Origin of the sequence: Bacillus altaicus (assembly GCF_042136375.2) — a bacterium.
In the GTDB taxonomy this organism is placed as follows: domain Bacteria; phylum Bacillota; class Bacilli; order Bacillales; family Bacillaceae_G; genus Bacillus_A; species Bacillus_A cereus_U.
In genome coordinates this window covers 4935474-4961489 of the sequence record NZ_CM143394.1, presented here as the reverse complement: position 1 = coordinate 4961489, position 26016 = coordinate 4935474, and the positions used below count along the sequence as shown (strand labels likewise).

Genomic DNA, 26016 nt, shown 5'->3' with positions numbered 1-26016 from the left:
GTGCTAATAATTAGTGGGGATGAACAAAATCCCCACTGATTAAAGTTGCACTTTATTTTCTCTTAAATAATTTAATGATTTCATTCACAACAAGCGGAATGATACTTAACAAGAGAACGAATCCCCAATCGCGTAATGTTAATGCATGTACACCAAATATATTGGCAAGAGGTGGGATGGAAATGATACACACTTGCATAAGAACACCGATTAGAAGTGAGAAGACTAAATATTTATTTGTAAATATCCCAATTGAAAAAATTGATTTCGTTCTTGAACGTAAGTTAAATGAATGAACGATCTGGGAAAAACTAAGAACGACAAATGCCATCGTTTGAGCGTGTAATAGCGCGTCTTCATCAATTTGCTCTGGGAAGAGAGGAAATAAATTTGTATCTCTTGTATAGAGCTTTGCCCCAACGATAAAGGCTGTTAAAGTAAGCAGTCCAATTACAACCCCATTGAAAATAAGAAAAGGAACGCTGCCGCTAAATAAGCTTTCTTTCGCATGCCGTGGTTTTTCCTTCATCACATCTGGATCTTCAGGATCAACACCGAGTGATAATGCAGGCAGTGTATCTGTAATTAAATTTACCCACAAAATGTGAATCGGGCGTAGTGGTGTTGCCCAGCCGAGTAAAATAGCTAAAAAGAGAGCTATAATTTCGCCGAAATTACAAGAAAGTAGGAAGAGAATAGACTTTTTAATATTACGATAAATATTTCTTCCTTCTTCAACAGCTTTCACAATAGATGAGAAGTTATCATCTGTTAAAACTACATCTGCTGCGCCTTTTGCGACGTCTGTTCCTGTAATTCCCATTGCTACTCCAACATCTGCTTGCTTTAAAGAAGGAGCATCATTTACACCGTCACCAGTCATGGAAACGATATTTCCTTCAGCACGTAATGCTTTTACAATCTTCACTTTATGTTCTGGAGAGACCCTAGCGAATACATTTAAGTGATTAATTTTACTTGCTAGTTCTGTATCTGAAATGGTATCTAATTCAGTTCCAATCATAATTTCAGATTTTTCTTCAGCAATGCCAAGTTCTTTGGCAATTGCAAAGGCGGTATCCTTATGATCACCAGTAATCATAACTGTGCGAATACCAGCTTTTTGACATTCTGTAATTGAATCTTTTACTTCTGTGCGTGGTGGATCAATCATACCGACAAGACCGATAAAGATGAGATTTTCTTCGAGGTGATTTATATCCACATCGTTTGAATCGTATCGTTTATATGCGAATGAAAGTACTCTTAAGGCTTCTTGCGACATTGACCCGGCAGCTTCTAATATTTGATTTTTATCAGAATCTGTTAGGACCTCCAGTTTATTATTTATAAAAATGTGGGTACAGTGAGGTAAAAGTTTATCAATTGCACCTTTCGTCATGCTATAGTAGCTTTCATCGTACGTATGTACAGTTGACATCATTTTACGATCAGACTCGAAAGGCAATTCGTTAACACGTTCATGTTTATTTTCTAAATGATCTTTTTGAATGTTAAACGAGCTTCCGGCAACAAGAAGGGCAATTTCTGTAGGATCCCCTGTTTGTGAGGCGGTACCGTAAGAAGCATCGTTGCATAAAATCATATTTTCTAATAATAGACGGTGTGCATCATTATTTACATTCAAATTTTCTAGCTGGTCGTATGTGCGATCACTATAAAAGTGAGTAACGGTCATTTTATTTTGAGTTAATGTACCTGTTTTATCTGAACAAATAATTGTGACAGAACCGAGAGCTTCAACAGCTGGTAGTTTACGAATGATAACGTTTTGTTTAATCATGCGCTGAACACCAATTGCAAGAACGATGGAAACGATAGCTGGTAAGCCTTCTGGAATGGCTGCAACAGCTAAACTAATTGCGGTCATAAACATTTCTAACGTATCCCGGCCCTGTAAAAAACCGATGAGAAACATAGTAGCGCAAATAGCTACAGCGACAAATCCTAAATATTTTCCTACCTGTGCTAAGCTTTTTTGAAGTGGTGTCATATCATCGTCTGCTTCATGTAAAAGGGTAGCGATCTTGCCAATTTGTGAGTTCATCCCAGTTTCAACAGCAACACCGACGCCACGTCCATACGTTACTAACGTCGACATAAATGCCATGTTTTTTTGATCGCCTAATGGTACTTGCTCATCACTTTGCATGGAAGGGTGGTAGACTGCCTCTTTATCGACAGGGACAGATTCACCAGTTAGAGCAGATTCTTCAATTTTTAAATTCGCAGTTTCGATAAGTCGTAAATCGCAGGGGATATACCGCCCAGCATCAAGCATAACGATATCACCTGGAACGACATGCTCAGATGGAATCTCTTTTAGTTCACCATCTCGCTTTACAATAGCTTTAGGTGTTGCCATCTTTTTCAATGCTTCTAAAGCCTGTTCTGCTTTCGATTCTTGGATTACACCGATAACAGCATTTAAAACTACAACGAGCGCGATAATACTTGCATCGGCCCATTCACCTACAAAGGCGGAAATAAGGGCAGCTATAATAAGGACATATACGAGGACGTCATTAATTTGGGCGAAAACTCGCTGCCATAAAGTACGTTTTTGTTTTGTAGCTAATTCATTAGGGCCATATTGCTTTAAACGTTCATTTACGTTTTCATCAGTTAAACCGTGCTGTTCATTTGTTTCTAAATCGATTAATGTTTGATCTTTCGTCTTACTGTACCAATTGCTCATAAGTAAGCACCCCCCCAGTAAAAACAGTTAGCAATGGTAGTGTGGCAATTTTTTTAGAGTAGTATGTATGGAGAAAAAATCTAAGGTGAGGTTCTACTTTCATTGTACAGTAATTTAGAATGTGAGGAGGAAAAGAGAAGAGTTGTCATGAATTTGTTGAAATTAAAAGAGCCTCGAATACGTGAGGCTCTTTGTCATTTTTTAATTAATGTACCTAATTCCTCAGTAATAGCTTGCATTTCACTAATACTGAATGTTTCACGTTTTATAACGTGCTCATAAATGTCACGTAAGTCCTCGTACATTTCTTCATTAAAACTAGCAGCTCTCATTGCCCCAGCATTAACCATGCGTAATTTTTCTTTAATAGCTTCTACCATATATTCAACGTTTGCTTCTGATTTTACGGATAAATCCACCGAAGTGTCCCCCTTTAAAATAACATAAGGTTATCTTAACATTTTTTTATCATTTTCGTTAATGAAACTTTTCAATCCTATTAAATTAGTAGGGATTTCCTTTATAATTAATAATTGGTTGTTTATACTATATAAGTATATGGTAAGAAATGCACCAAGAAGGGAAGAAACAAAAATATGGTCCGAGTATTGTTTGTTTGTCTTGGGAACATTTGTCGTTCTCCAATGGCAGAAGCAATTTTTCGAGATTTTGTCGTAAAAGAGGGACTCGAAGAGAAAATTGTCATTGATTCTGCAGGAACTGGAGATTGGCATATTGGTCATCCGCCACATAAAGGGACACAAAAAATTTTAAAAGAAAATGAAGTCTCTTTTGAAGGAATTAAAGCACGGCAAGTAGAAAAAGAAGACTTAACAAAGTTTGATTATATTATTGCCATGGATAACAAGAATATAGCGGATTTAAAAAGTTTTGGTAAAACTGGAGGCTATATTGGTAGACTGTCCGATTTTGTTCCAGACGGTGGCTGGACAGACGTTCCTGACCCTTACTTTACAGGGAACTTCCAAGAAGTGTATGACCTTGTAACAGAAGGGTGTGTAAAGCTATTAGCTTTCATTCGAAATGAACAAGGAATATGAGGAAGCTTAGAAAGTAATACTTTCTAATATAAGAAATGAAAGGGTGAAGGAATATGGCAAAGAAAAATAATATTGCTCGAAACATTGCGATTGGTGTAGCTGCAGGTGTAGCTGTATCTATGTTAAAGAAAGAAAACCGTGAAAAAGTAAAAAATACGGCAGAAAAAGCAAAAACAAAGATGATTGAAATTGGTGAAAATGCGAAGATAAAAGAAAAAGTGCAAACTGTTACAGATAAAGGACGCGAACTTGCTGATTTCAATGTAGTGAAAGCGAAAGTAGCAGAAATTAAAAAATTAACGCCGTCTGTTGTAGAAACGTTAAAAGAAACGAAAGAAATTTTTAGTAAGAAAAAAATTGTGCCAGTAGAAAAGCCGGAAACGATTGAAATTCAAGCTGTATCTCCAAAGGTAGATGAGCTTAAAGCAGAAGAAGAGCCAGTGGTAGCTGAAGATGGTGGTATGAAAGAAGCGCGTGAATTATTTATGAAGGACTCAAATGCAGAGGAAAAAAAAACTGAAGCATACATTGAGCTAAAGCAAAATAAAGAAGAGAAGAAAAGCGTCTAAAAAATATGAGAAAATTTCTAGAAAAAGCAAAAAGAAATCGTACTTTTTCGTTTGGGAAAGATTTATATGACCGGACGATGCGCGATGATGTAGCGGGCTTAGCAGCACAGCTCGCTTATTTCTTCTTGCTTGCGATTTTCCCTGGGCTTGTTTTCTTAATTACGCTTCTTGGCTTTATTGACCTTCAAACAGAAAGTGTGCTCAATTTATTAGAACCGTACGTACCAGAAGATGCGATGAACTTAATTGAAGTAAACGTAGATAAAGTTGTAAACGAACAAAATGGTGGTTTATTATCATTCGGTTTACTATCGATGTTATGGTTTGCTTCAAACGGGGTAAATGCGGTTATGAACGCTTTTAATCGCGCTTATGATGTAACAGAAACCCGTTCCTTTATTAAAACAAGAGCTTTATCTATCGTGTTCACGTTAGCGATAATTTTTATGATTGTGTTTGCACTAATCGTCCCAGTATTTGGACAAGTGATTGGGGCAGCCGTGTTTAAAGCAATTGGTTTATCGGATAGTTTTTCTTACGTGTGGAGTATTACGCGTTTAGTAGCAAGTTTCTTTGTCTTGATCGCTTTGTTTAGCTTTTTATATACATTTGCGCCTGATCGGAAATTAAAGCGAAGAGAAGTCATATCGGGAGCAATATTTGCTACCGTAGGATGGATTGTGGTATCGTACTCATTTGCCTATTATGTAGATAAATTTGCAAATTACGCTAATACATATGGTGGTCTCGGTGGTATCATTATTTTAATGTTATGGTTTTACTTAACTGCGTGGGTAATTTTACTTGGCGGTGAAATTAATGGTTTACTCCATCATTATAGAACGGGTGACAATAATTCCCGTAATGAAAAATGAGCTCTTGTTCCATAATAAAAGGGAACAGGGGGGATATTTCATGAGTAATAATAAAAAGAACCACAATAATAAAAGCAATAATAAACAAAAGAGCAGTTCGCATCCAAAGCATAAAACGAGCAGCAGTGCGAACGGTCATAATAGCTACCATTAAAAAAAACGGGTCCTTCATCAGGGACCCGTTATTTATTTCCTTTTAATAATCGTAAACCATTCAAAATGACAAGAATGGTACTTCCTTCATGTCCAATAACACCGAAGGGAAGAGCTAAAAACTGTAAAAAATTTGAACAAATCAGCATTGCAATGACAGCTAAAGAGAAGATAACGTTTTGCTTCACAATACGGTTCATTCGTTTTGATAAACGGATTGCTTGAGAGAGACGAGATAATTCGTTTTTCATAAGAACAACGTCTGCAGTCTCTAATGCTACGTCTGTTCCTTCACCCATTGCAACACCAATACTAGCAGTAGCGAGTGCAGGTGCATCGTTTATACCATCTCCCACCATGGCGACTATGCCGTACTTTTCTTTTAACCGCTTTATTGTTTCAACTTTTGTTTCTGGTAAACATGATGCGTAATATTCTTTTATATTACTTTCATTGGCAATTGCTTTTGCTGTTTCTTCATTATCACCAGTAATCATGATTGCTTCGACACCAATGCTTTGCAAATCACGAATAGCGGCTATGGTTTCTTGGCGAAGGGTATCTTTTAAAGCGATCAGTCCAAGAATACCATCCTCATCACTAATATAAACGACAGTTTTCCCCTCTTTTTCAAGTGAAGCAGAAATGCCATTATGAAATGTCTTTATTTCTTCTCCAATAAAATCAGCTTTACCAATTTTATAAGCTTTGTTTTCTAATATTCCTTTTAATCCAAAACCAGTTACATCTTCAACGTTTTCTGGTTTTTTTATCGTAATGTCGTAAGCGTGTTTTGCATATTTAACAATCGCTTCTGCTAAAGGATGTGTAGAGTGACTTTCAATTGCTGCTGTAATAGAAAGTACTTCACTTTCTGCTATGCCTTCTCGAACATATACATCTGTTACAGTAGGTTTTCCTTGTGTTAATGTTCCTGTTTTATCAAAGGCAATCGCCTTTACTGAAGCTAGACGTTCTAAATGAATACCACCTTTAAAGAGAATACCGTTTCTCGCTCCGTTTGAAATTGCTGATAAAGTTGCCGGTGTAATGGCTGCAACTAGCGCACAAGGAGAAGCGACTACAAGTAAGATCATCGCGCGATAAAACGTTTCATTCCAACTCCAATCAAGTAAGAAATGAGGAACAAACATCATAAGCGCAACAACAAGTAGTACACCTTTTACGTATGTTCCTTCAAATTTTTCGATGAATAGTTGTGATGGTGATTTTTCGCTTTGTGCACTTTGAACGAGACGAATAATCTTTTGGAATAATGTTTGATCGCTCGGCTTCGTAATTTTAACTTCAATAGCTCCACGTAAATTTACAGTGCCAGCAAATACTTCATCGCCGAATTTTTTCTCATTTGGAATAGGTTCTCCTGTAATAGCAGCTTCATCAATATTTGTTTCACCAGTATGAATTGTGCCATCAGCAGGAACACGCTCACCTGGCTTAATTAAAATAATATCGTTAATTTGTAATTGTCCAACTGGAATACGTTCCTCAATTCCGTTTGAAATACGTAATGCTTCTTCAGGTTGTAGATCAAGAAGCGCTGAAATTTCTTTTTGGCTTTTACTTAATGTATAAGATTCCATTGCTCCGCTTAATGCAAAGATGAAGATTAAAATAGCACCTTCTGCCCAGTAACCGATAACTGCGGCGCCGATAGCTGCAAAAATCATGAGCATTTCAACATTTAGCTCTTTCTCTTCAATTGAGTCTTCAATACCTTCTTTCGCTTTTGCAAATCCTCCAATTACATAAGCAAGGATATAGAAAGTAATACCTGCACTTATTGCATCATTTTTTGTGAATAACCAGCCAGCTAAAATAAAAATACCAGATGCGATTGCAAATATAAGTTCATAATGTTTCTTTAATGTATCCCATAAAGAGGGATGAGAAATATCTTTTTGTGCTTGTAATGTTTTTACTTCTGCGTTCATTAATACTCACTCCTTCCAAATTCTTATTGAGAAAAAGAATCAAAATCGAAACCCCTATAAAACGACGAAAGCTGCCATCCATAGTGGATAGCAGCATTTCTGTTGAATCTGATTTTAATAGTTATTATGTTGTAATTATTCTATAGTATAGCATATGTTTTTCTTAGATGATATGTTTTTGTTTTAGTATAAAGTGAAACTTTAATTAGTGGGGGTTTTGTTCATCCCCCACTGATTATTAGCCTTCACCAATCGGGCTTTTACTGCCCGGCGAATAGCGGGATAAACTGAAAACTTGTATTTTCGCATTTCCTTTGGTATATATGAATATTGTTCATAAAAAGGTCGGAAAGGAAGACATCAAGTTGAAGACAGAGAAATTTTTCACCCATCCGATTGGTGTGTTTATTGCTGCAATAGTCGCAACATTTTTATGGGGAAGCGCATTTCCCTTTATTAAATTAAGCTATGTTGAACTTGGAATTCAGCCACAAGAAGTCGGGGAACAAATATTATTTGCTGGCTATCGCTTTTTCTTATCTGGTGTAATGCTCTTATTATTTTTTAAAGCGTTAGGAAAAGATATGAAGTTCAAAAAAGGAACAGGAAAGCAGTTAGTTCAAATTGGCTTGTTTCAAACTTTTCTTCAATATATATGTTTTTATATTGGAATGAGTTACAGCTCAGGAATTGAAGGAGCGATTATTTCAGGAACATCATCATTCTTTCAAATTTTACTCGCACACTTTTTATATAAAGATGATGCTCTAAATAGGAGAAAGGTAATTGGAGTAGCTATCGGTTTTTGCGGTGTGATTTTAGTGAATGTACCGAGTGATGGAAGTTTATCATTCCATTTTGGAATAGGTAGCTTATTACTTCTTGGAGCAGCGATGATGTATTCGTATGGAAACATATTAGCGAAAGAAGGTAGTAAAACGTTAGATATTGGGTATATGACAGCATATCAGATGATATTCGGATCAATTGGGTTGATATGTATAGGTGCATTTCAAGTTGGAATGATGCCATTCGTATTTAATCTACATGCAATACTTATGCTCATATATTTATCGTTCTTATCAGCAGCAGGATTCTGTATATGGAATACAATTATGAAGTATAACAAAGTAGGGAAAGTCTCGATGTATATGTTCTTTATACCAGTGTTTGGTGTGCTACTATCAAGTCTGATTTTAGGGGAAGCAATTCATTCCTTTGTACTATTTGGTTTAGCATGTGTTGCAGCGGGAATTATTGTAGTAAATCGTAACCCGGTTAAAAAGAAAGTTGAGCAAGAAAAACAACTAGCATAGAGAACAGAAAAACGATTAAAATGGAAGAACAGTATTGTTCTTCTTTTTTTACATAGAAAAAGGAGAACGTGCTATATGTAACGAAAAAAAGATAGAAAAAGCATTTATTGAGGAGAACATATTATGAATGTACTTTACATTGTGTTAGTCGGGCAAATTATTCTTTTTTTAATAGGAGCAATTTATGCAATAGGACAGACGAAAAGAACGAGAAATAATATGCCGTTACCTTTAGCGGTTCGTCTTATTCTTAGTTTTTCTTTAACAGGAAGTGCAATTTGGATATGGTTACAAGATCCATCGGTTGAGTACAGTACGTGGGTTGCACTCGGTATGACTTTATCAACTGTAGGGGATTTATTTATGGCAGGACTAATTCCAATTGGTCATCGATTAATTGGAGGAATGGTTACTTTCGCTCTTGCACATTGTTTCTATGTGAAAGCATTTTTACAAACAGGTATTTCATGGAATGGTTTTTGGATCGGTTTACTCGTATACGGACTCTTTCTAATTATAGGGTGGTTTTTCTTTATTCGAAATGAAAAACAAGACAAACTTTTTACAATAGGGGCTCTAATTTACGGTTTGTGGGTTGGAGGAATGGCATGTTTTGCATTCGCCTTATATTACGAGAATATAGGGATATGGTGGGTGCCAGCACTTGGTGGTTTATTATTTGTGATTTCTGATTTTATTATCGGTGTTACAGATATCGGGGGGCGCAAACTGAAGTATGAACCACTTTGGATTTGGTTTACATATGTCGCAGCGCAGATGTGTATCGTATATGTAGGATTATAAAAAGATACTCTCAAAAATAGTTGATAGACTATTTTGAGAGTATCTTTTTTATTGCTATGCTACTATATTTGTTTGTTTAATTTGTACAGTATTTTATAAGTATGAATTTCATAGAAAAAGTCCTGCTTAGCAGATGAAAAATATAGTATATAAGAATAGCAAATTTATGGGGTTATTATTTTTATATTTGTAATATTCTAATGTTATAATTCAGAATTTTGTGGAAATTAACCGGTCGGAGTACTTATAATAAAAATAAAAAGATGATGAGATGGTGGAATGATGCAAAAGAAAAAAAGTTTGCGTGAATTCTTTGAAATAATTGCAATTGCATGCTTATTGGTGTTTTTGGCAAAAATCTTTTTGTTTTTTCCTACGACTGTAAAAGGAGCATCGATGAGGCCGACGTTACAAGATGGAGATAAAGTAATTATTAATAAACTTGCAAAGAGATTTGAAAGTTATGAGAGAGAGGATATTATTGTCGTGAAGACAGATAATTTCTACGTGAAGAGAGTTATTGGATTGCCAGGAGATGTGATTGAGATGAAGAATGATCAATTATATGTTAATCATCAAGTGAAAAACGAAGAGTATTTAAAGAATAATAAAAAACAGGCAGAAAAATTACTTATCAATTTAACTGAAGATTTTGGACCGATTACAATTCCTAAAAATAAAATTTTTGTGATGGGAGATAATCGTTTAGTTAGTAGGGATAGTAGGAACGGCTTAGGGCTCATTGATAGAACAGAAGTATTAGGAAAGCTCATGGCGATATATTATCCATTTGAACATGTGAAAATTGCAAATTAGAAATAAGAAAAACCAAGCAAATTAGTTGCTTGGTTTTTCTTATTTAAACAGTTGGTGTGTTATTTATTGTTTCTTGTGAAGCAATGTTTTCATTGTTTCGGTCGATATTTAACATGAATTTTCGTTGTAACAATTGCAATTTAAAGAGTGTTAAAGGATCATGATAAGTTTCTGGGTTCGTTCTTAGCTTTGTTAATGTTTGCTCATCTTCTTGTATTTCAAGTTGGGCTGCTTCTACGGTTTGTTTCAATATGCTAAGAGGGTCTTTAAAGAACATCATGATATCCCGTTCTAGCGCACCTTCAAATACTTCAAATTGAAGGAAGAATTGTTTTGAAATCATCTGAGCAACTTCTGTATAATCTTCTGTTTCAATATATTGTTTATATTTATTTGATAGCATAGATTGATTTTTTTGCATATTACCGAATAATTTCCCTGCACTCTTTAAGAAAAATTGTGTCGGTGTAAAGCGTAATAAAATATTGATGTTAGCTACTGTAATTCTATTCGTCATTCTTGCAACATCTCTATCCCAGTCATCTAGTAATTTGAAATCACAAGGAAGTTTAATACGCTCTTCCTCATAGAGCTTATTAAAGGTATCGCCCATTTCATCTAAATAAGCCTGAGCTTGAATGAATTCATTATGAGCAGTTTCAATCCATTCTTGAATAGACCCAGTAAATTTAGGAAGAAGCACTTGCTGTACATGTTTTTGAATTCTTTCATTCATTGCTACATTTAGTTCTTCATGGACCAATTTGAAATCACTATCTTCTTGAACAAGATCAGAGCAACTCTGCAACAATTCAGGAATTTGAGAATGTATATCCTGCGTAATCTCTTCTTTCGTTAAGAGATAAGATTCTGTAATAGAACGAATTTTATCTTTTTGGATGGCAGTAAGATTATTAATAAAACCATCAAGTTTTACTAAAATATGTTTATTCCAGCGGACGGATTTCACTAACGTATTTTCTAATTCCACACGCTCATTGACAAGGTATGCGATTGTTTTTTGGATAAACCATAATAATTTTTCAATGCGTTCTTTTTCAACATTACGCTGAGTAAGGTTAGAAAGAATAGAGTCGGTTACGTTACCTAGCTGTTCACTACTCTCTTGTGAAGGAGAGTAGGGGAAAAATTGTGCCTCTGGGAAATGTACGAGTATTTTCTTTTTAATGTTGTTCGTGATGTTTTCACTAGTATTCGTATCAATTGTTTGTAAGACGAATTGAATTTGTAAATTTGGTACTTGCTCACGAATATATAATAATGTATCGAGCTCTTCGTCATGTAATGGTGAAGCTGAATTTAGTACATAGATGAGACTATCTGCTGCCTGTAAGTATTCAAAGTGAGAGCTGTTTTTGTCAAGTTGTCCATGAACAGTAGGTGTGACAAGGAATGAAAACTTATTTTTTCGTAAAAATCTACTTGGTAATTTAACTTCAATACATTTTCTTTCTAGTTTTGACTGAGAAGGTACTGCTAGTATGTTATGAAGTTCGTCAAAGTTTGGTATATTTCGTATATCTAGTTCTGTAAGCTCAGTTATTTCAGTTTGACTATCATCTTTAAATGTAATTGAAGTTGTTATAGCCTCATTTAATATATTTTCTCCTAGTATAGAGTTAATAAAGGCTGATTTATCATAATCGCTAGCGCCTGCTACTAGAAGTTGTGTAACAGTTAAATCGTATAACTCACGAACAAGTAGTGTGAATTGATGACCTAAATCTACATCATTCTTCTCAGCCCATACAGCAATCGTTTCAAATAATGCTGATACGTCTGCCATATCAACATTTGCATGAGCTGATGCATTTGAAAGTAAGGCACCTGCGCTTTTTACGAGTAATGATTCTAGAGTTGTCGGTGAAACTTCATTCCATGCTAATACTGCTGCGGAGACAAGTAAAGAATCTTCGGCTTTCGTTAAACTAAACCAATTTGTTAATAAATCTGGTACAAGTCCTTGTAATTCGTGCATGAAATATTGTCCAGTAATCAAGTCAAAATAGGTCTCTTGATAGCGAGTAGAAATTGCATTCCAATCATCATTAGCGTCTACTTCAATATGTAAGAATAGGTGATTTATTGTTTGAATCCAAGGTAGATGTAATGATTCATTTTGATAACTGTTCCAAAGTGAAATAACAAGCTCTTTAAATTGAACTTGATCAATTGTATATAAGGCTTTTAAAGATTCATAGAAATACTCAGGTTTAATTTTTTTAGTAAAGCCTCTGTTCACATAATTTATTAAAGTATCAAACCAGTGTAATGATTTTGTTCGAATTCCTTCTTGAACAGTGAGTTCAATAGCATTATTCCAATCTTCTTGTTTTTCATAGAAAGAGCGAGCAATCGCAGTAATATTCGGATAGTCCGGTTGAAATGCAACAGCTTCACTAATCGTCTTAAATGCCAGTCCTATACGGTCTTGCTCGATATAAAGAGAAAGAAGTTGTAGGGAAACTTCCATCGTAAGAGTTGTATCTTCTGATTGAATAGATTTATAAAGTTCCTCTGCTTTTGGTAAGAAACCTAATTCGAAATAAGCATCTGCAATATTCTTCATAGCCCAGAGAGCAAGTTCATTATTTACTTTCTCCCATTTAAATATTGCTGCTTCAAAGTCGTTAGTTTGAAAATAAACTTCACCTTGTGCGAAGCGAATATTAGATATATTGGAGAACTCATTTTTTGATTCATTTATATATGTTTCACCGAGTACTTCCGCTACCGGAATGGAAGAGTCTTCTGTTAAAAATGTTTTATAGTAAATCTTTTGGATAAATTGTTTTTCAATGGTCATGTTCGTTCCCCCTGTATAATTTAGAAAAATGATGTTGTATGTAAAAGGGTGCATGTTACTCTAATAGGTAGAAGTTGCATTATATAGACCAAACTATGTTTTTGCTAGATATATCATTTTTCTTGAGAGTTAAACCGTTGCAAAAAGTAACTTCCCTTTATTGTAACAAAAAAATAAGCCTATGAATTTTTATTTTTTAATCCCGATTGGTGCAGGCTAATAATCAGTGGGGATGGATAAAAAAACCACTGATTAAATCTCTGTTTAAGGAATGGAATAGAAGTAGAGTTCATTATAAAAACAATGTATAGTGAATATGTATACCATGTTTGTCTTAAAGATAGAATGGGCACAATATGGAATAACGATCGTGTATAGGATGTGTCTTCCGAATGGAACAACATATTGGCGAGTTAATCGCACATTATGGATATTTTGGAATTATTATAGCTTTAGCTGGCGGGATTGTTGGATTACCTATACCGGATGAGTTTTTATTGACTTTTATTGGATATAACATTTCAAAAGGAGTTATGTCAGGAACAGCTGCTTTTTCAAGTGGAATGGCAGGTGCAATGCTTGGCATTACATTAAGTTACATATTAGGTTTAAAACTTGGGCTCCCTGTTTTAAAAAAATATGGTCCGAAAGTTAGAATTAAAGAACATCATATTGAAAAAACACATATTTTATTTGAAAAATACGGTCCATTTCTTTTAATGATTGGCTACTTTATACCGGGAGTACGTCATTTAACAGCATATTTTGCTGGAGTTTCAAATTTAACATTGTGGCGATTTTGTTTGTATGCTTACGGTGGTGCACTAATTTGGATAAGTGTTTTTATTGGATTAGGTTGGAAACTGGGAGAGAAGTGGCGCTTTGTTGAATACAGTTTACATCATTATGGAATATGGATTTTATTAGTTTCGGCAATTGTAATATTGATTGTGTGGATTTACATAAGGAAAAGAAAAAACCGCTAATAATAGCGGTTTTTTTAGCTGAAAGCAATAAATAATACACCAGCTGTAATAAAGACTACACCAATACCAGTCATAAAGTTTAACTTTTCACCTAATATAATCATCGCGAGAATAATGGAAAACACTACACTTAATTTATCGATAGGTGCTACTTGTGAGACTTTTCCTGTTTTTAGGGCAAGAAAATAAAATAGCCATGACGAAGCACCTGCAATTCCACTTAATGTGATAAATAGCAGTGCTTTTTTATTTAGGAGCACATCACCGATATTTTGAAATTTACCTTGTATAATAATAACTCCTACCATAAATAATGCCATAATAATAGAGCGAACCGTTGTTGCGACGTTGGCATCGATTCCATCTAAGCCAATCTTTCCAAAAATAGATACGAGGGCAGCAGCAATTGCTGATAATAGTGCGAATAATAGCCATGAACTCATAGTGAAATTCCTCCAATCTTACATTATTATACATGAAAATCATTCTCATGTATAAAAAGCGAAATAAACCCCCGCCCTATATTTTTAATAAGGTGGGGGTTTATTATGCTACTCTGCTATTTCTTCATATAAAAAGTACGTTACATTATAAATATGCTCTACTTCATCATCTGTCATAAATAATAATTCGTCACGTTCAATCCCTTTTTTCTTTTCAATAAACTCAATCATGTTTTTTCGTTCTTCTCTTTTCATCAATTTTTATTTCTCCCCTCAATCTGTTTTAATACAGTTTATTTAAGTTACTGCTATTATATAACAGAATCTTTAGAAAGTTCCACCTATTTTATTGTTTTTTTCAGAAGAACCTTTCGACAAAACAAGCCCACCTAAGGGGGGCTTGTTTTTATTTTATAGTCGTAAAAACTCGGGCTCGGTCGTACCGGCACTATCGATGTAATAAATTGTATCGGGATTAATTTTTATTAGTACGTAATTAGGGTCTTCCGCACCTAGTAACCAGCGTTTTAAGCTATTAGTCCAAAATTTGTTTTTTAATGTTTGATCTTCTTCGATGGAAGCTATCCCTTCAACTTCAATGTAATCTTCATCTAATTTCTTTCCTTCGCGTCCAAGTAGTACATGTACATTGGGATTTTTTTCGATATCTGTTATCTTTTTTGAATTTCGATCTGTTGCAACATATAGTACAAAATCTTCGTGGAAAAACATCATAAAGGCGCTATGTGGCTTATCGTTACGTACAGTAGATAATACACCAGTACGTTGACCTTGAATAATAGTTGCGATTTTTTCTTTTAAGTGCATATTTTTAGCCTCTTTTCATAATTCATAATTTTTTCTGTCTGAACAAGATAATTTAAATATCTTTCATACTGTTTTCTTCAACCCGATTTTTTAAACGTAATTGTGATGAAATCGGACAAGTTAGGAGATGAATAATAATAATATCGAGGAGAAATACATACGATGGAAGGATGAAAAGCATGTTTAATAAAATATTTCTTACAGTAGCGCTTATAGGTGTACCACTTTCTGTAATCGGAAAAACACTTCATTGGCCACAAACCATTATGTTTGCTGTATACTGCATTACTATTATTGCATTAGCTGGTTTTATGGGGAGGGCGACAGAAAGTTTAGCAATCGTTTCTGGGCCTCGGATAGGTGGTTTATTAAATGCCACTTTCGGTAATGCCGTTGAACTTATCATTTCAATTTTTGCACTTCAGGCAGGATTAACAGAAGTTGTTTTAGCTTCCTTAACTGGTTCTGTACTTGGAAACTTATTACTGGTAGGAGGGCTATCCTTCTTTATAGGTGGCCTTAAGTATAAAAGGCAAAGTTTCAATGTTTATGATGCAAGACATAATTCAGCTTTATTAATATTTGCTGTTGTCGTAGCCTTTGTTATTCCGGAGATTTTTTCAATGAAGATGGATGCTGGAAAGACGTATCAATTAAGTATAGGTGTTTCTATTATCATGATTATTATGTACCTTGCTGCATTGCTATTTAAGTTAGTTACGCACCGTGGTGTATATCAACATAAAAGTGATGAAGTAGCACATGAGGAAGAGCCAGAGTGGTCCAAAGGTAAAGCGCTACTCGTTTTAGCGATAGCAACACTTGCAGTTGCTTATGTGTCAGAGGCACTCGTACATACTTTTGAAACGGTCGCAAAGTCGTTTGGCTGGTCAGAGTTATTTATAGGGGTTATTATCGTTGCAATTGTTGGTAATGCAGCAGAACATGCATCTGCGATTATTATGGCATATAAAAATAAAGTGAATATCGCAGTAGAAATTGCAGTAGGTTCTACATTACAAATCGCCATGTTTGTTGCTCCTGTGTTAGTACTTCTTTCGATGCTTTTTGCACAAAAGATGCCTTTAGTATTTACAATACCAGAACTTGTTTCTATGATTACAGCTGTTTTCTTAACCATTGCGATTTCAAATGATGGGGATACAAACTGGTTTGAAGGAGGCACTTTATTAGCGGCGTATGTCATTATGGGAATTGGTTTTTATTTATTATGAAAAATAGGGATAACAATGCGTATGAGAGAAAACAATAAAGTGAAACTTTAATTAGTGGGGGATCTCCATCCCCTGCTAATTATTAGCTGAACCAATCGGGCTTTTACTGCCCGTTAATGCGGGATAAATACAGTAAATTATATACCTTTATGTAGGAAGGAGCCAGACAGGTGAAACGAGTATACAGCATATGTCTTTCAACCATGGTCTCGTTTATCTTATTATTTCCTAACAGTAGTTTTGCAAAGACAACGGTAGAAGTAAAAATGCCTTCATCTGTTTTAAATATTTCAAAAGATAATACATTTCCGAATGATGCACAAGATTTACCGCGTTTACAGCCAAGTAAGTTTGCGCAAGAACTATTGAAAACAGCAAATATCAAAATTGAAAACCCTGATTTAATTCGAATGTTTAACGAAACAACAATTTCGAATGCACCGCTTGCAGTAGGATACCGGGCGAAAATTTATTTAGGTCAATGGGCATTAAATTATGAGTCAATAGACACATCGATTAATTGGGAATATAAGCAAGTAAATCGAAATGTATATGATAATCGCGGAGGTGATCGCTTATACCCACTTCGCTATAAGCAAGAAACCCAAAAGACAATCGAAGGTGATTTAACAGCAGATATGAAAGATGCTACAGATGTGAAAAAAATGATGCTTCTCAAAGCGCTTGAAAAAGTACAATTGCCACTTTCATTTAAAACAACCATTGGCTATGGTACCGGACATGAGCGTGTTTATAATATTAGTCCAAGTCAACTTGGATATTTATATGCGTATACACCAGCAGTAAATGAAAAAGGAAAAGTAACATTTGGAGAAGTCTACCTTGTGTTAAAAGGGAATCAAAAAAGGCTTGTCGTGAAAAATATTACATCTCAAGGAATCGGAGCTGCTATTCCAATTCATGATCATTTATTTTTTAAATTTGTTTCTTCATCGCATTCACAATGAAATGAAAAACGTCAGCACACAGGCTGACGTTTTTTTATTTATAACATAATGTTTGATGTTTTTGATAAGAAATCTTCTTTTGGATAGTAGCTATTTTTCACAAGAACATTTGGTCCAAGGCATTTCACGGCAGGACAATGGCAACTTAATGATTTTGCTGTTTTTGAGTCACACCATTTGTCGTAAGCTTCTTGTAGTGTATTTGTTTGTACATTACCTAGAAGCGGGACATCACCGAAATCGGTCACGATAATATTTCCATCGAAAATATTTACGTTCAAACGAGAACGACCATCTGGATCATTGCGGACAGTTACATTTTTACTTTCATGTAATCTCTTCAATGTGTATAAATCACGTTCATCATCACTACATGCATAGAAAGGTAATGTTCCAAATAACATCCATACATTTTCATCACGGATCTCTAATAAATGTTCAATTGCATTTCGAATTTCTTCTTTTGTTAAAATTTCAAGTGTGCTAGCGAAGTCACTCGGATACATGGGGTGCACTTCATGACGTTTACAGCCCATTTCTTCAACGATTTGACGGTGAATATGTTCCATATGCGGTAGAGTTCGTTTGTTTAACATAGTTTCGGCTGATACGAGTACACCTGCCTCTGATAGAGCTTTACTATTTGTAATCATTCTTTCAAATAATTTAGCGCGCTGTTCATAAGTAGGTTTACGCTCCATCATTGCAAATCCGCCTTCAACGAAGTCATCGATTGTTCCCCAGTTATGTGAAATGTGCAATACATCTAAGTAGGGAATAATTTGTTCGTAACGTGCTAAATCTATAGTTAAGTTTGAGTTGATTTGAGTGCGAACGCCTCGTTCATGGGCGTATTTTAAGAGTGGTGTTACATAGTTGTCGACGGATTTTTTTGAAAGCATAGGTTCTCCGCCTGTAATACTTAAAGAACGTAGATAAGGAATCTCATCTAATCGTTTTAATAAAAGCTCCATCGGAAGCGGATTTGGATCTTTCGGCTGTAATGTGTAACCAACAGCGCAATGCTCGCAACGCATATTGCATAACGTCGTTGTTGTAAACTCAACGTTTGTTAATAGTAGTCTGCCGTACTCTTCAAGGTCCATATACGCTTCCCATGGATCGTAAGAAGGAGTAATCGGCTTCATTATTTGTGATATCGTCATATGAAATACTCCTTTGACTATTGAAATAACAATTTGTCCATTCTCTATAATAGAAGAATATGTGCTTTTTATAAAGTGAAACTTTTTTGTAAAAAAAGAGAGAGGGCTTACATTATAATGAATTACTGCGACAAATTTGATGAAATTACATGCCCATATCCATCATTTTTGCGGTATAATAAAAGCAACTCGAATTAAAAGGAGAGTGCCTTCATGGGAAAAGCAATTCAAGATAAAGATTCACAACTAGTATATTTGAAAAAACGTTTAAATATGTTTATTGAAGTAATTGATACGATTGAACCAGAAGAGGTAGAATTAGAAGATGTAGATCGTCTTCTTGCAATGTTAGATGAATTAGAACTGAAATGTGAGCAATTTAAAAAAGACGAATAATATATTAAAAAGGCTGCCACTACAAAATTGGCAGCCTTTTTCTGTACGGATAATAGAAGGAATATAGAAAAAAAGGTATAATCAAGTTGTGAAAAATTTCATTTAACCTTTAATGGCGTGAAATAAAGTGAAACTTTAATCAGTGGGGGTTTTGTTCATCCCCACTGATTATTAGCCTTCACCAATCGGGCGTTTACGGGCAGCAGGGCTCCCACCTAACTTCTTTGCTCTAGCCGAATTTTGAGGTGGAGTCTTACTGCCCGCAAATAGCGGGATAAATAAACAGCTGAAGAGTATAACAATGGAATTTTCATTTCATAACGTTTTGGTAGCGTTCACAATTGAGGGGGAAGTAACAATGGAAAAGCTTCAAGAAAGCATGTATCAACTAATTGTTGAAACGTCAACGAACTTACCGAAAGATGTTCGTCGCGCAATTCAACAAGCGAAAGAACGAGAAAATGCAGGAACTCGTTCGGCGATGGCACTTGGCACAATTACGAATAATATTAAAATGGCAGATGATAATATCTCGCCAATTTGCCAAGATACAGGGATGCCAACGTTTAAAATTTATACACCAGTTGGTGTGAATCAATTAAAACTGAAGGAAGCTATCTATAGTGCGCTTGAGCGGGCGACAAAAGATGGTAAACTTCGTCCAAACTCTGTTGATTCTCTTTTTGGAGACAATAGCGGAAATAATTTAGGACCAGGTACACCTGTTATTAAGTTTGAACAATGGGAAAAAGCTTACATTGATGCACGTTTAATTTTAAAGGGCGGGGGCTGTGAGAACAAAAATATTCAATATAGCTTGCCTTGTGAAATAGAAGGACTTGGACGAGCTGGGCGTGATTTAGAAGGAATTCGTAAATGCCTTCTTCATGCAGTATATCAAGCGCAAGGGCAAGGGTGTAGCGCTGGGGTAATCGGCGTCGGTATCGGGGGAGACCGCACATCAGGTTACGAATTAGCAAAAAATCAATTATTCCGTACATTAGATGATGTAAATTCAGTTCCAGAATTACAAAAGCTTGAAGAGTACGTAGTAGAGAATGCAAATAAGCTTGGCATTGGTACGATGGGATTTGGCGGAGAAACAACTTTATTAGGTTGCAAAGTCGGAGTATATAATCGTTTGCCAGCGAGCTTCTACGTATCTGTTGCATATAATTGCTGGGCATATCGTCGTCTTGGTGTAACAATTCATCCTGAAACAGGTGAAATTATGGATTGGTTATACCAAGAAGGTGAAGATACACTTCAGCAAGATGCTGCGCAAGAACAAACAGAGCAGCGTGAAATCGTATTACAAGCTCCAATTACAGAAGAGCAAATTCGTGAACTTCGTGTTGGTGATGTTGTTACAATTAACGGCATGATGTATACAGGACGTGATGCGATTCATAAACATTTAATGGATAACGATTGTCCAGTAGATTTAAAGGGACAAATTATTTATCACTGCGGTCCAGTTGTAGTGAAAGATGAGAATGACAATTGGCAAATTAAAGCGGCAGGTCCAACGACAAGCATTCGTGAAGAGCCATATCAAGGCGATATTATGAAAAAATTCGGTATTCGTGCTGTAATTGGTAAAGGCGGTATGGGTTCTAAAACATTAGCAGCTTTAGAAGAACACGGTGGTGTGTACTTAAATGCAATTGGTGGTGCAGCACAATATTATGCTGAATGTATTAAAGAAGTGAAAGATGTTGATTTCTTACAATTCGGTATCCCAGAGGCAATGTGGCATTTACGTATCGATGGTTTTAAAGCAGTTGTAACGATGGATTCTCATGGTAAAAGTCTACATGCTGATGTTGATAAAACATCATTTGAAAAATTGGCGAGCTTTAAAGAACCTGTATTTAAGTAAAGAGAAATGCATCTCGAATTATTCGAGGTGCATTTTTTGGTATATATAGAAAAACATGTTCAGCATGAAAGAAAGCAGGGAAACAGAAACTACAGGTACGATTATATATGGAAAGGAGACTATTTATGAAATATAAATGGTTATATATAGGTCTCATTTTTTCAATTATGATGGCACTTGTTCCAGTTTCAACATTTGCTTATACGAATACATCGCATAACTGGGGAATCCCACGTCCTAAAAATGAAACGGTGCCAGATGCAGGGAAACTATATACAGAATTACTACAAAAAAATGGTGGGTTTTATTTAGGAGATACGAAGAAAAAAGATATTTATTTAACATTTGATAATGGATACGAAAATGGATACACAGGAAAGATTTTAGATGTATTAAAGGAGAAAAAAGTACCAGCAACTTTCTTTGTGACGGGACATTATATAAAAACACAAAAAGATTTATTATTAAGAATGAAAAATGAAGGACATATTATTGGTAATCATTCTTGGAGTCATCCAGATTTTACAACAGTAAATGATGCAAAACTTCGTGAAGAATTAACGAGCGTAACGGAAGAGATTAAAAAAGTAACAGGGCAAAAAGAAGTGAAATATGTACGCCCTCCGCGAGGTGTATTTAGCGAAAGAACGTTAGCTCTTACGAAAGAAATGGGATATTATAACGTGTTTTGGTCGCTTGCATTTCTTGATTGGAAAGTAGATCAGCAAAGAGGATGGCAATACGCTCATAATAATGTAATGACTATGATTCATCCAGGATCTGTTTTGTTACTTCATGCAATATCAAAAGATAATGCAGAAGCACTTGCGAAAATCATTGATGATTTGCGCGAGAAAGGGTATCATTTTAAAAGCCTAGATGATTTAGTAAAAAGCAATCAACCGTGAGCATGTATGCTTGCGGTTTTCTCATGCTATAATGATGTGTAAAAAGGATGGGGAAACGTATGTGGAGCGAACATGTTACGTTAGAATATCCGTACCATTTTGAAGAAGTGCTAAAGCGTTTAGCTTTCGACCCGTTAAACGTCATTCAATTAGACGAGAAAGTAATTTATGTCCCGCTTTTTATAGACGAAGAACAAATTGTTGTTCGTTTGCAAGGGATTGGTACTGTTCAAAATCCACAGTTTTGGATTTCTAGTCAGGCAGGAGATCAAGAGAAAGTAATGAAACGAATGAGGTCCATTTTTCACTGGAATGAACCGTTTCAAAATATACAAGATCATTTTTTAAACACATCATTACGTCCACTGTTTGAAACATATGCTTATACTCCAATTATATTAGAATTTGATTATTTCGCTTGTCTTCTTCGTTGTATTATTCATCAACAAATAAATTTGAAATTTGCTACTGTGTTAACAGAACAATTTGTAAAACGATATGGGACAGAGAAGAACGGCGTTTTCTTTTTCCCAACACCAGAAAGAGTAGCGAATATTTCAATAGAGGAATTGAGAGAGCAGAAGTTTAGTCAGCGAAAAGCCGAATATATAGTAGGATTAGCAAAACATATTGCAGGCGGCAAGTTAGATTTAGCAAGGATAGGAAACGAAACAGAAGAAGAAGTATCGGCACAATTGTTACCAATAAGGGGTATTGGAGCATGGACAGTGCAAAACTTTTTAATGTTTGGGCTTGGCCGGAAGAACATGTTTCCAGAAGCAGATATCGGGATTAGGCGTGCACTTCAAGGTGTATTTCAATTAGATAATAAGCCTGATGATGCATTTTTAGAAAAAGTGAAACAAGAGTGTGAACCATATTGCAGTTATGCAGCGTTATATTTATGGAAAAGTATAGAGTAGAGGTGTAATAATGATACAAGAGCAACAAGAGAGTAAGTTGGAAGTTGGTCAAACGTTTCCTGTGACAATTAAACGTCTTGGGATTAACGGAGAAGGCGTTGGTTATTTTAAGAGACAAGTTGTTTTCATTCCAGGGGCATTACCAGGAGAAGAAGTTGTTGCTGAAGCAACGAAAATTCAGCGTGGCTTCGCTGAAGCGAAAGTGAAAAAAGTTCGTAAATCATCACCACATCGTGTGAAAGCACCATGTTCAGTATATGAGGAGTGTGGTGGCTGTCAATTGCAGCACTTAGATTATAAAGAACAATTAAATCAAAAGCGTGATATCGTTGTACAAGCATTCGAGAAGTATATGAATGACAGTCTAGAAGAGAAAATTCGCCCGACGCTTGGTATGGAAAACCCATGGCATTATCGTAATAAAAGTCAATTGCAAGTGGGGCGTAAAGACGAAAAGGTTATTACAGGGTTATATAAGCAAAACTCACATCAGTTAATTGATATTTCTCATTGCATAATTCAGCATAAAGCAACGAATGAAGCGACAAAAGTTGTAAGACGTATATTAGAAAAATTAAATGTTTCTATTTACAATGAGAAAAAACAAAAAGGTTTAGTACGCACAATTGTGACACGTACTGCAGTTCAAACAGGGGAAGTGCAAGTCACACTTATTACAACAAAAGAAGAATTACCAAATAAAGATCAATTTATCGCAGAAGTACAAAAACAAATGCCAAGTGTTAAATCAATTATGCAAAACGTAAACTGGCGTAAAACATCTGTTATTTTCGGTGATAAAACATTTAAATTAGCTGGAAAAGAAGTAATTCAAGAAACACTAGGTGATTTATCATTTGAATTATCAGCACGCGCATTCTTCCAATTAAATCCAGAACAAACGGTTGTTTTATACGATGAAGCAAAAAAAGCAGCTGCTTTAACAGGAAACGAGAAGATTGTGGATGCGTATTGCGGTGTCGGTACAATTGGACTTTGGCTTGCGAATGATGCAGCGGAAGTACGTGGTATGGATGTAATTCCAGAAGCGATTGAAGATGCAAAGAAAAATGCAAAACGCCACGGATTCACAAATGCAAAGTATGAAGCTGGTAAAGCGGAACAATGGTTACCGAAATGGGTGAAAGAAGGCTGGAGTCCAGATGTCATTGTTGTCGATCCACCGCGTACAGGTTGCGATGATAAATTACTTGAAACGATTTTAAAAGTGAAACCGAAACAAGTTGTTTACGTTTCTTGTAATCCATCCTCATTAGCACGTGATGTGCAAACATTAATGAAGAGTTATGAAGTGGAGTATGTGCAACCAGTTGATATGTTCCCACATACAGCTCATGTAGAAAATGTAGTGAAACTTGTTAGAAAGTAACATTCAATAAGGATATGTCCCTCACAAAGCAGGAGTTATGTGAGGGTATATTTTATTTAGCGAATGGAAGTAAGGAGAATACGATGAACAATTATAAATTGACGATTCAATATGACGGTGCGCGTTATAAAGGGTGGCAACGTCTTGGGAATAATGACAATACGATTCAGGGGAAAATCGAAAGTATAATATCTGAAATGGTCGGAAAAGAAACTGAAATTATCGGCTGTAGTAGAACGGATGCTGGTGTACACGCTTTGAATCAAGTAGCTAACTTTCAAAGTGATGAGAAGTTAGTAGAACATAAAGTGAAAAAGTATTTAAATCAATATTTACCAAATGATATTAGTATTACGAGTGTAGAAGAAGTACCAGATCGTTTCCATGCTCGTTACAATTCTAAAGCAAAAACATATTTGTATAAAATTTGGAATGAAGAGCATACGAACCCATTTATGCGTAAATACAGCATGCACGTGAATAAACAATTAAATGTGAAAAGCATGAAAGAAGCTGCGAAACATTTAGTTGGTTCACATGACTTCACTGCCTTTTCAAATGCAAAGTCTAAGAAAAAATCTATGGTTCGAGAAGTGTATACACTTGATGTTTCCGAAGAATCAGGATTTGTACAAATTAGAGTAAGTGGTAACGGATTCCTTCATAACATGGTGCGGAAAATTGTTGGAGCATTAATTGAAGTTGGATTAGGACAATTAGAGGCGGACGCAATTCCAAACATTTTAGAGGAAAAACAACGTAATCAAATTAATTGTCTTGCTGAGGCGAGTGGATTGTACTTGGAGAAGGTTGAGTTTTAGAAAAGATATGGATAAGAAAAAAGCACTCATTTGAGTGCTTCTTCTTTTATGCTGATGCAGTAGTCTTATCTTTTCGGAAAATCCCCATTAATCCGCCGATTAATAATAAAACACCTGGTAATAAGTAAACAATAGAAATACAAATAAATCCACCAATGGCAGCGATAGTCATCATAATGCCACCTACTTTAGCTTTGCTCTTAACCATAACACATCCAACAATCCCCAATATTGAAAGAGCTACAGCAGCCCAGCCTAATCCAATAATTTGATTAGCTCCGTCAGCTTCAACTGCTGCTCCTATGCCTCCGATAAATAAAGCGATGAATGCACATAAAATCCCGAATATACCACCAATTAATCCTAATACAAATTCTGCTGTTCTTTTCATAGTAACCACCTTTTAGAAAATATTTATTAGCTTTTTCATCCAACTCACAATTTGTTAGTTCAAACAAATTGAACTACATGTTATTAACATAAGTGAAGTTTATATAAACAATCTTCAAAGATGTTGAAATGTCAGATTTAGAACTTATATGATAACAAATATAATGAAAACAGAATGTCGAAATTTGTCGATTTTACTAAAATACATTTTTTCAGTATATAACTAATTTTGAGTTAAATTTCAAATCATTAAGATAAAGAAAGTAGAATGAAAAAACACGAGAGCGGTAACCGTCTCGTGTTTTTTATGATAATTAACTTTGTTCGTTTAAGAAGATTTTTCTCTTTTCATACGTAGCTTCAAATTCCAAAAAGCAGCAAGCATAATAGCTGCAAAGGAGCCGCTAATTGTGCCTAATAGCTTTGCATGAGGAAAGCTGCTCATATCAATGAATAGCATTATACATAGAATGGTAGGGAAAAGACCTAAATAGTGTAGTAACTTTAATTTTTTATCATTACTCATATATATAGCCCCTTTCTAGTATGTATATTATAACATTTTTTTCCAAATGATCACTTGTA

25 protein-coding genes are annotated in these 26016 nt (G+C 35.3%); 15 read left to right on the top strand and 10 right to left on the bottom strand.

Annotated features, from left to right (window positions below; translation table 11 throughout):
* Positions 1-52: 52 nt before the first annotated feature.
* Both ACE38F_RS25610 and ACE38F_RS25605 read right to left on the bottom strand, forming a co-directional pair.
* Positions 53-2719, bottom strand: coding sequence for a cation-translocating P-type ATPase (locus ACE38F_RS25610; RefSeq protein ID WP_375370556.1), 2667 nt, complete (start codon positions 2717-2719; stop codon positions 53-55).
* Positions 2720-2913: 194 nt separating this feature from the next.
* Positions 2914-3138 (bottom strand): DUF1128 domain-containing protein, encoded by a 225-nt coding sequence (locus ACE38F_RS25605; RefSeq protein ID WP_215555125.1) that lies wholly within the window; start codon positions 3136-3138, stop codon positions 2914-2916.
* 177 nt (positions 3139-3315) lie between these two features.
* Between ACE38F_RS25605 and ACE38F_RS25600 the strand changes: the two genes are divergently transcribed.
* Genes ACE38F_RS25600 through ACE38F_RS25590 form a run of 3 tightly spaced genes read left to right on the top strand, consistent with a single transcriptional unit; the run spans position 3316 to position 5224 of the window.
* Entirely contained in the window at positions 3316-3780 is a 465-nt protein-coding gene (locus tag ACE38F_RS25600) for a low molecular weight protein-tyrosine-phosphatase (protein ID WP_002125006.1), read from the top strand.
* Positions 3781-3833: 53 nt separating this feature from the next.
* On the top strand, positions 3834-4349 hold the full coding sequence (locus ACE38F_RS25595) for a DUF4075 domain-containing protein (protein ID WP_002115844.1): 516 nt from the start codon (positions 3834-3836) through the stop codon (positions 4347-4349).
* 5 nt (positions 4350-4354) lie between these two features.
* Entirely contained in the window at positions 4355-5224 is an 870-nt protein-coding gene (locus ACE38F_RS25590; RefSeq protein ID WP_002063656.1) for a YihY/virulence factor BrkB family protein, read from the top strand.
* Positions 5225-5406: 182 nt separating this feature from the next.
* Here ACE38F_RS25590 and ACE38F_RS25585 read toward each other — a convergent pair whose 3' ends face one another.
* Positions 5407-7068: a heavy metal translocating P-type ATPase gene (locus ACE38F_RS25585; protein WP_462782411.1), complete on the bottom strand. Its 1662-nt coding sequence runs from the start codon at positions 7066-7068 to the stop codon at positions 5407-5409.
* 629 nt (positions 7069-7697) lie between these two features.
* Between ACE38F_RS25585 and ACE38F_RS25580 the strand changes: the two genes are divergently transcribed.
* The 3 genes from ACE38F_RS25580 to lepB all read left to right on the top strand — a co-directional run bounded on the left by ACE38F_RS25580 (position 7698) and on the right by lepB (position 10268).
* Positions 7698-8648: a DMT family transporter gene (locus tag ACE38F_RS25580; protein WP_340821725.1), complete on the top strand. Its 951-nt coding sequence runs from the start codon at positions 7698-7700 to the stop codon at positions 8646-8648.
* Between the two features lie 123 nt (positions 8649-8771).
* A complete protein-coding gene (locus ACE38F_RS25575; RefSeq protein WP_341307779.1) occupies positions 8772-9452 on the top strand; it encodes a lysoplasmalogenase in 681 nt (226 codons plus the stop codon).
* Positions 9453-9731: 279 nt separating this feature from the next.
* Positions 9732-10268: a signal peptidase I gene (gene lepB / locus ACE38F_RS25570; protein WP_215555128.1), complete on the top strand. Its 537-nt coding sequence runs from the start codon at positions 9732-9734 to the stop codon at positions 10266-10268.
* 43 nt (positions 10269-10311) lie between these two features.
* On the opposite strand, the gene ACE38F_RS25565 is transcribed toward lepB, so the two are convergent.
* Positions 10312-13095, bottom strand: a complete 2784-nt coding sequence (locus ACE38F_RS25565; protein WP_375370555.1) for a tetratricopeptide repeat protein — start codon at positions 13093-13095, stop codon at positions 10312-10314.
* A gap of 392 nt (positions 13096-13487) precedes the next feature.
* Here ACE38F_RS25565 and ACE38F_RS25560 point away from each other — a divergent pair, with 392 nt between their 5' ends.
* Positions 13488-14081 carry a DedA family protein gene (locus tag ACE38F_RS25560; RefSeq protein WP_341307777.1) on the top strand — a complete coding sequence of 198 codons (594 nt, stop codon included), beginning with the start codon at positions 13488-13490 and terminating at the stop codon, positions 14079-14081.
* Between the two features lie 14 nt (positions 14082-14095).
* Here ACE38F_RS25560 and ACE38F_RS25555 read toward each other — a convergent pair whose 3' ends face one another.
* The 3 genes from ACE38F_RS25555 to ACE38F_RS25545 form a co-directional block, all read right to left on the bottom strand.
* The gene (locus ACE38F_RS25555; protein WP_002029573.1) at positions 14096-14524 is read right to left on the bottom strand and encodes an EamA family transporter; all 429 of its coding nucleotides are present in this window, start codon (positions 14522-14524) and stop codon (positions 14096-14098) included.
* Between the two features lie 108 nt (positions 14525-14632).
* Positions 14633-14779 carry a BH0509 family protein gene (locus ACE38F_RS25550; protein WP_000817786.1) on the bottom strand — a complete coding sequence of 49 codons (147 nt, stop codon included), beginning with the start codon at positions 14777-14779 and terminating at the stop codon, positions 14633-14635.
* A gap of 156 nt (positions 14780-14935) precedes the next feature.
* The gene (locus tag ACE38F_RS25545) at positions 14936-15352 is read right to left on the bottom strand and encodes a pyridoxamine 5'-phosphate oxidase family protein (RefSeq protein WP_002140268.1); all 417 of its coding nucleotides are present in this window, start codon (positions 15350-15352) and stop codon (positions 14936-14938) included.
* Positions 15353-15531: 179 nt separating this feature from the next.
* Between ACE38F_RS25545 and cax the strand changes: the two genes are divergently transcribed.
* Positions 15532-16587: a calcium/proton exchanger gene (cax, locus tag ACE38F_RS25540; protein ID WP_002159406.1), complete on the top strand. Its 1056-nt coding sequence runs from the start codon at positions 15532-15534 to the stop codon at positions 16585-16587.
* A 170-nt stretch (positions 16588-16757) separates the two neighbouring features.
* On the top strand, positions 16758-17555 hold the full coding sequence (locus ACE38F_RS25535) for a YfkD famly protein (protein ID WP_215555131.1): 798 nt from the start codon (positions 16758-16760) through the stop codon (positions 17553-17555).
* A gap of 38 nt (positions 17556-17593) precedes the next feature.
* On the opposite strand, the gene yfkAB is transcribed toward ACE38F_RS25535, so the two are convergent.
* Entirely contained in the window at positions 17594-18721 is a 1128-nt protein-coding gene (gene yfkAB, locus ACE38F_RS25530) for a radical SAM/CxCxxxxC motif protein YfkAB (protein WP_375370554.1), read from the bottom strand.
* A 213-nt stretch (positions 18722-18934) separates the two neighbouring features.
* Here yfkAB and ACE38F_RS25525 point away from each other — a divergent pair, with 213 nt between their 5' ends.
* The 6 genes from ACE38F_RS25525 to truA all read left to right on the top strand — a co-directional run bounded on the left by ACE38F_RS25525 (position 18935) and on the right by truA (position 25041).
* Positions 18935-19117: an SE1561 family protein gene (locus ACE38F_RS25525; RefSeq protein WP_002091170.1), complete on the top strand. Its 183-nt coding sequence runs from the start codon at positions 18935-18937 to the stop codon at positions 19115-19117.
* Positions 19118-19475: 358 nt separating this feature from the next.
* Complete coding sequence (gene fumA / locus ACE38F_RS25520; protein ID WP_375370553.1) at positions 19476-20999, top strand: class I fumarate hydratase; 1524 nt, start codon at positions 19476-19478, stop codon at positions 20997-20999.
* A 125-nt stretch (positions 21000-21124) separates the two neighbouring features.
* Entirely contained in the window at positions 21125-21907 is a 783-nt protein-coding gene (gene pdaA / locus ACE38F_RS25515; protein WP_375370552.1) for a delta-lactam-biosynthetic de-N-acetylase, read from the top strand.
* 59 nt (positions 21908-21966) lie between these two features.
* Positions 21967-22830, top strand: a complete 864-nt coding sequence (locus ACE38F_RS25510) for a DNA-3-methyladenine glycosylase family protein (protein ID WP_375370551.1) — start codon at positions 21967-21969, stop codon at positions 22828-22830.
* A 10-nt stretch (positions 22831-22840) separates the two neighbouring features.
* Positions 22841-24220, top strand: coding sequence for a 23S rRNA (uracil(1939)-C(5))-methyltransferase RlmD (rlmD, locus tag ACE38F_RS25505; RefSeq protein ID WP_002113776.1), 1380 nt, complete (start codon positions 22841-22843; stop codon positions 24218-24220).
* A gap of 83 nt (positions 24221-24303) precedes the next feature.
* Positions 24304-25041 carry a tRNA pseudouridine(38-40) synthase TruA gene (gene truA / locus ACE38F_RS25500; protein WP_375370550.1) on the top strand — a complete coding sequence of 246 codons (738 nt, stop codon included), beginning with the start codon at positions 24304-24306 and terminating at the stop codon, positions 25039-25041.
* 46 nt (positions 25042-25087) lie between these two features.
* On the opposite strand, the gene ACE38F_RS25495 is transcribed toward truA, so the two are convergent.
* A complete protein-coding gene (locus ACE38F_RS25495) occupies positions 25088-25432 on the bottom strand; it encodes a DUF4064 domain-containing protein (protein WP_002091161.1) in 345 nt (114 codons plus the stop codon).
* Positions 25433-25759: 327 nt separating this feature from the next.
* Positions 25760-25957 carry a hypothetical protein gene (locus ACE38F_RS25490; RefSeq protein ID WP_193658264.1) on the bottom strand — a complete coding sequence of 66 codons (198 nt, stop codon included), beginning with the start codon at positions 25955-25957 and terminating at the stop codon, positions 25760-25762.
* Between the last annotated feature and the right edge of the window lie 59 nt (positions 25958-26016).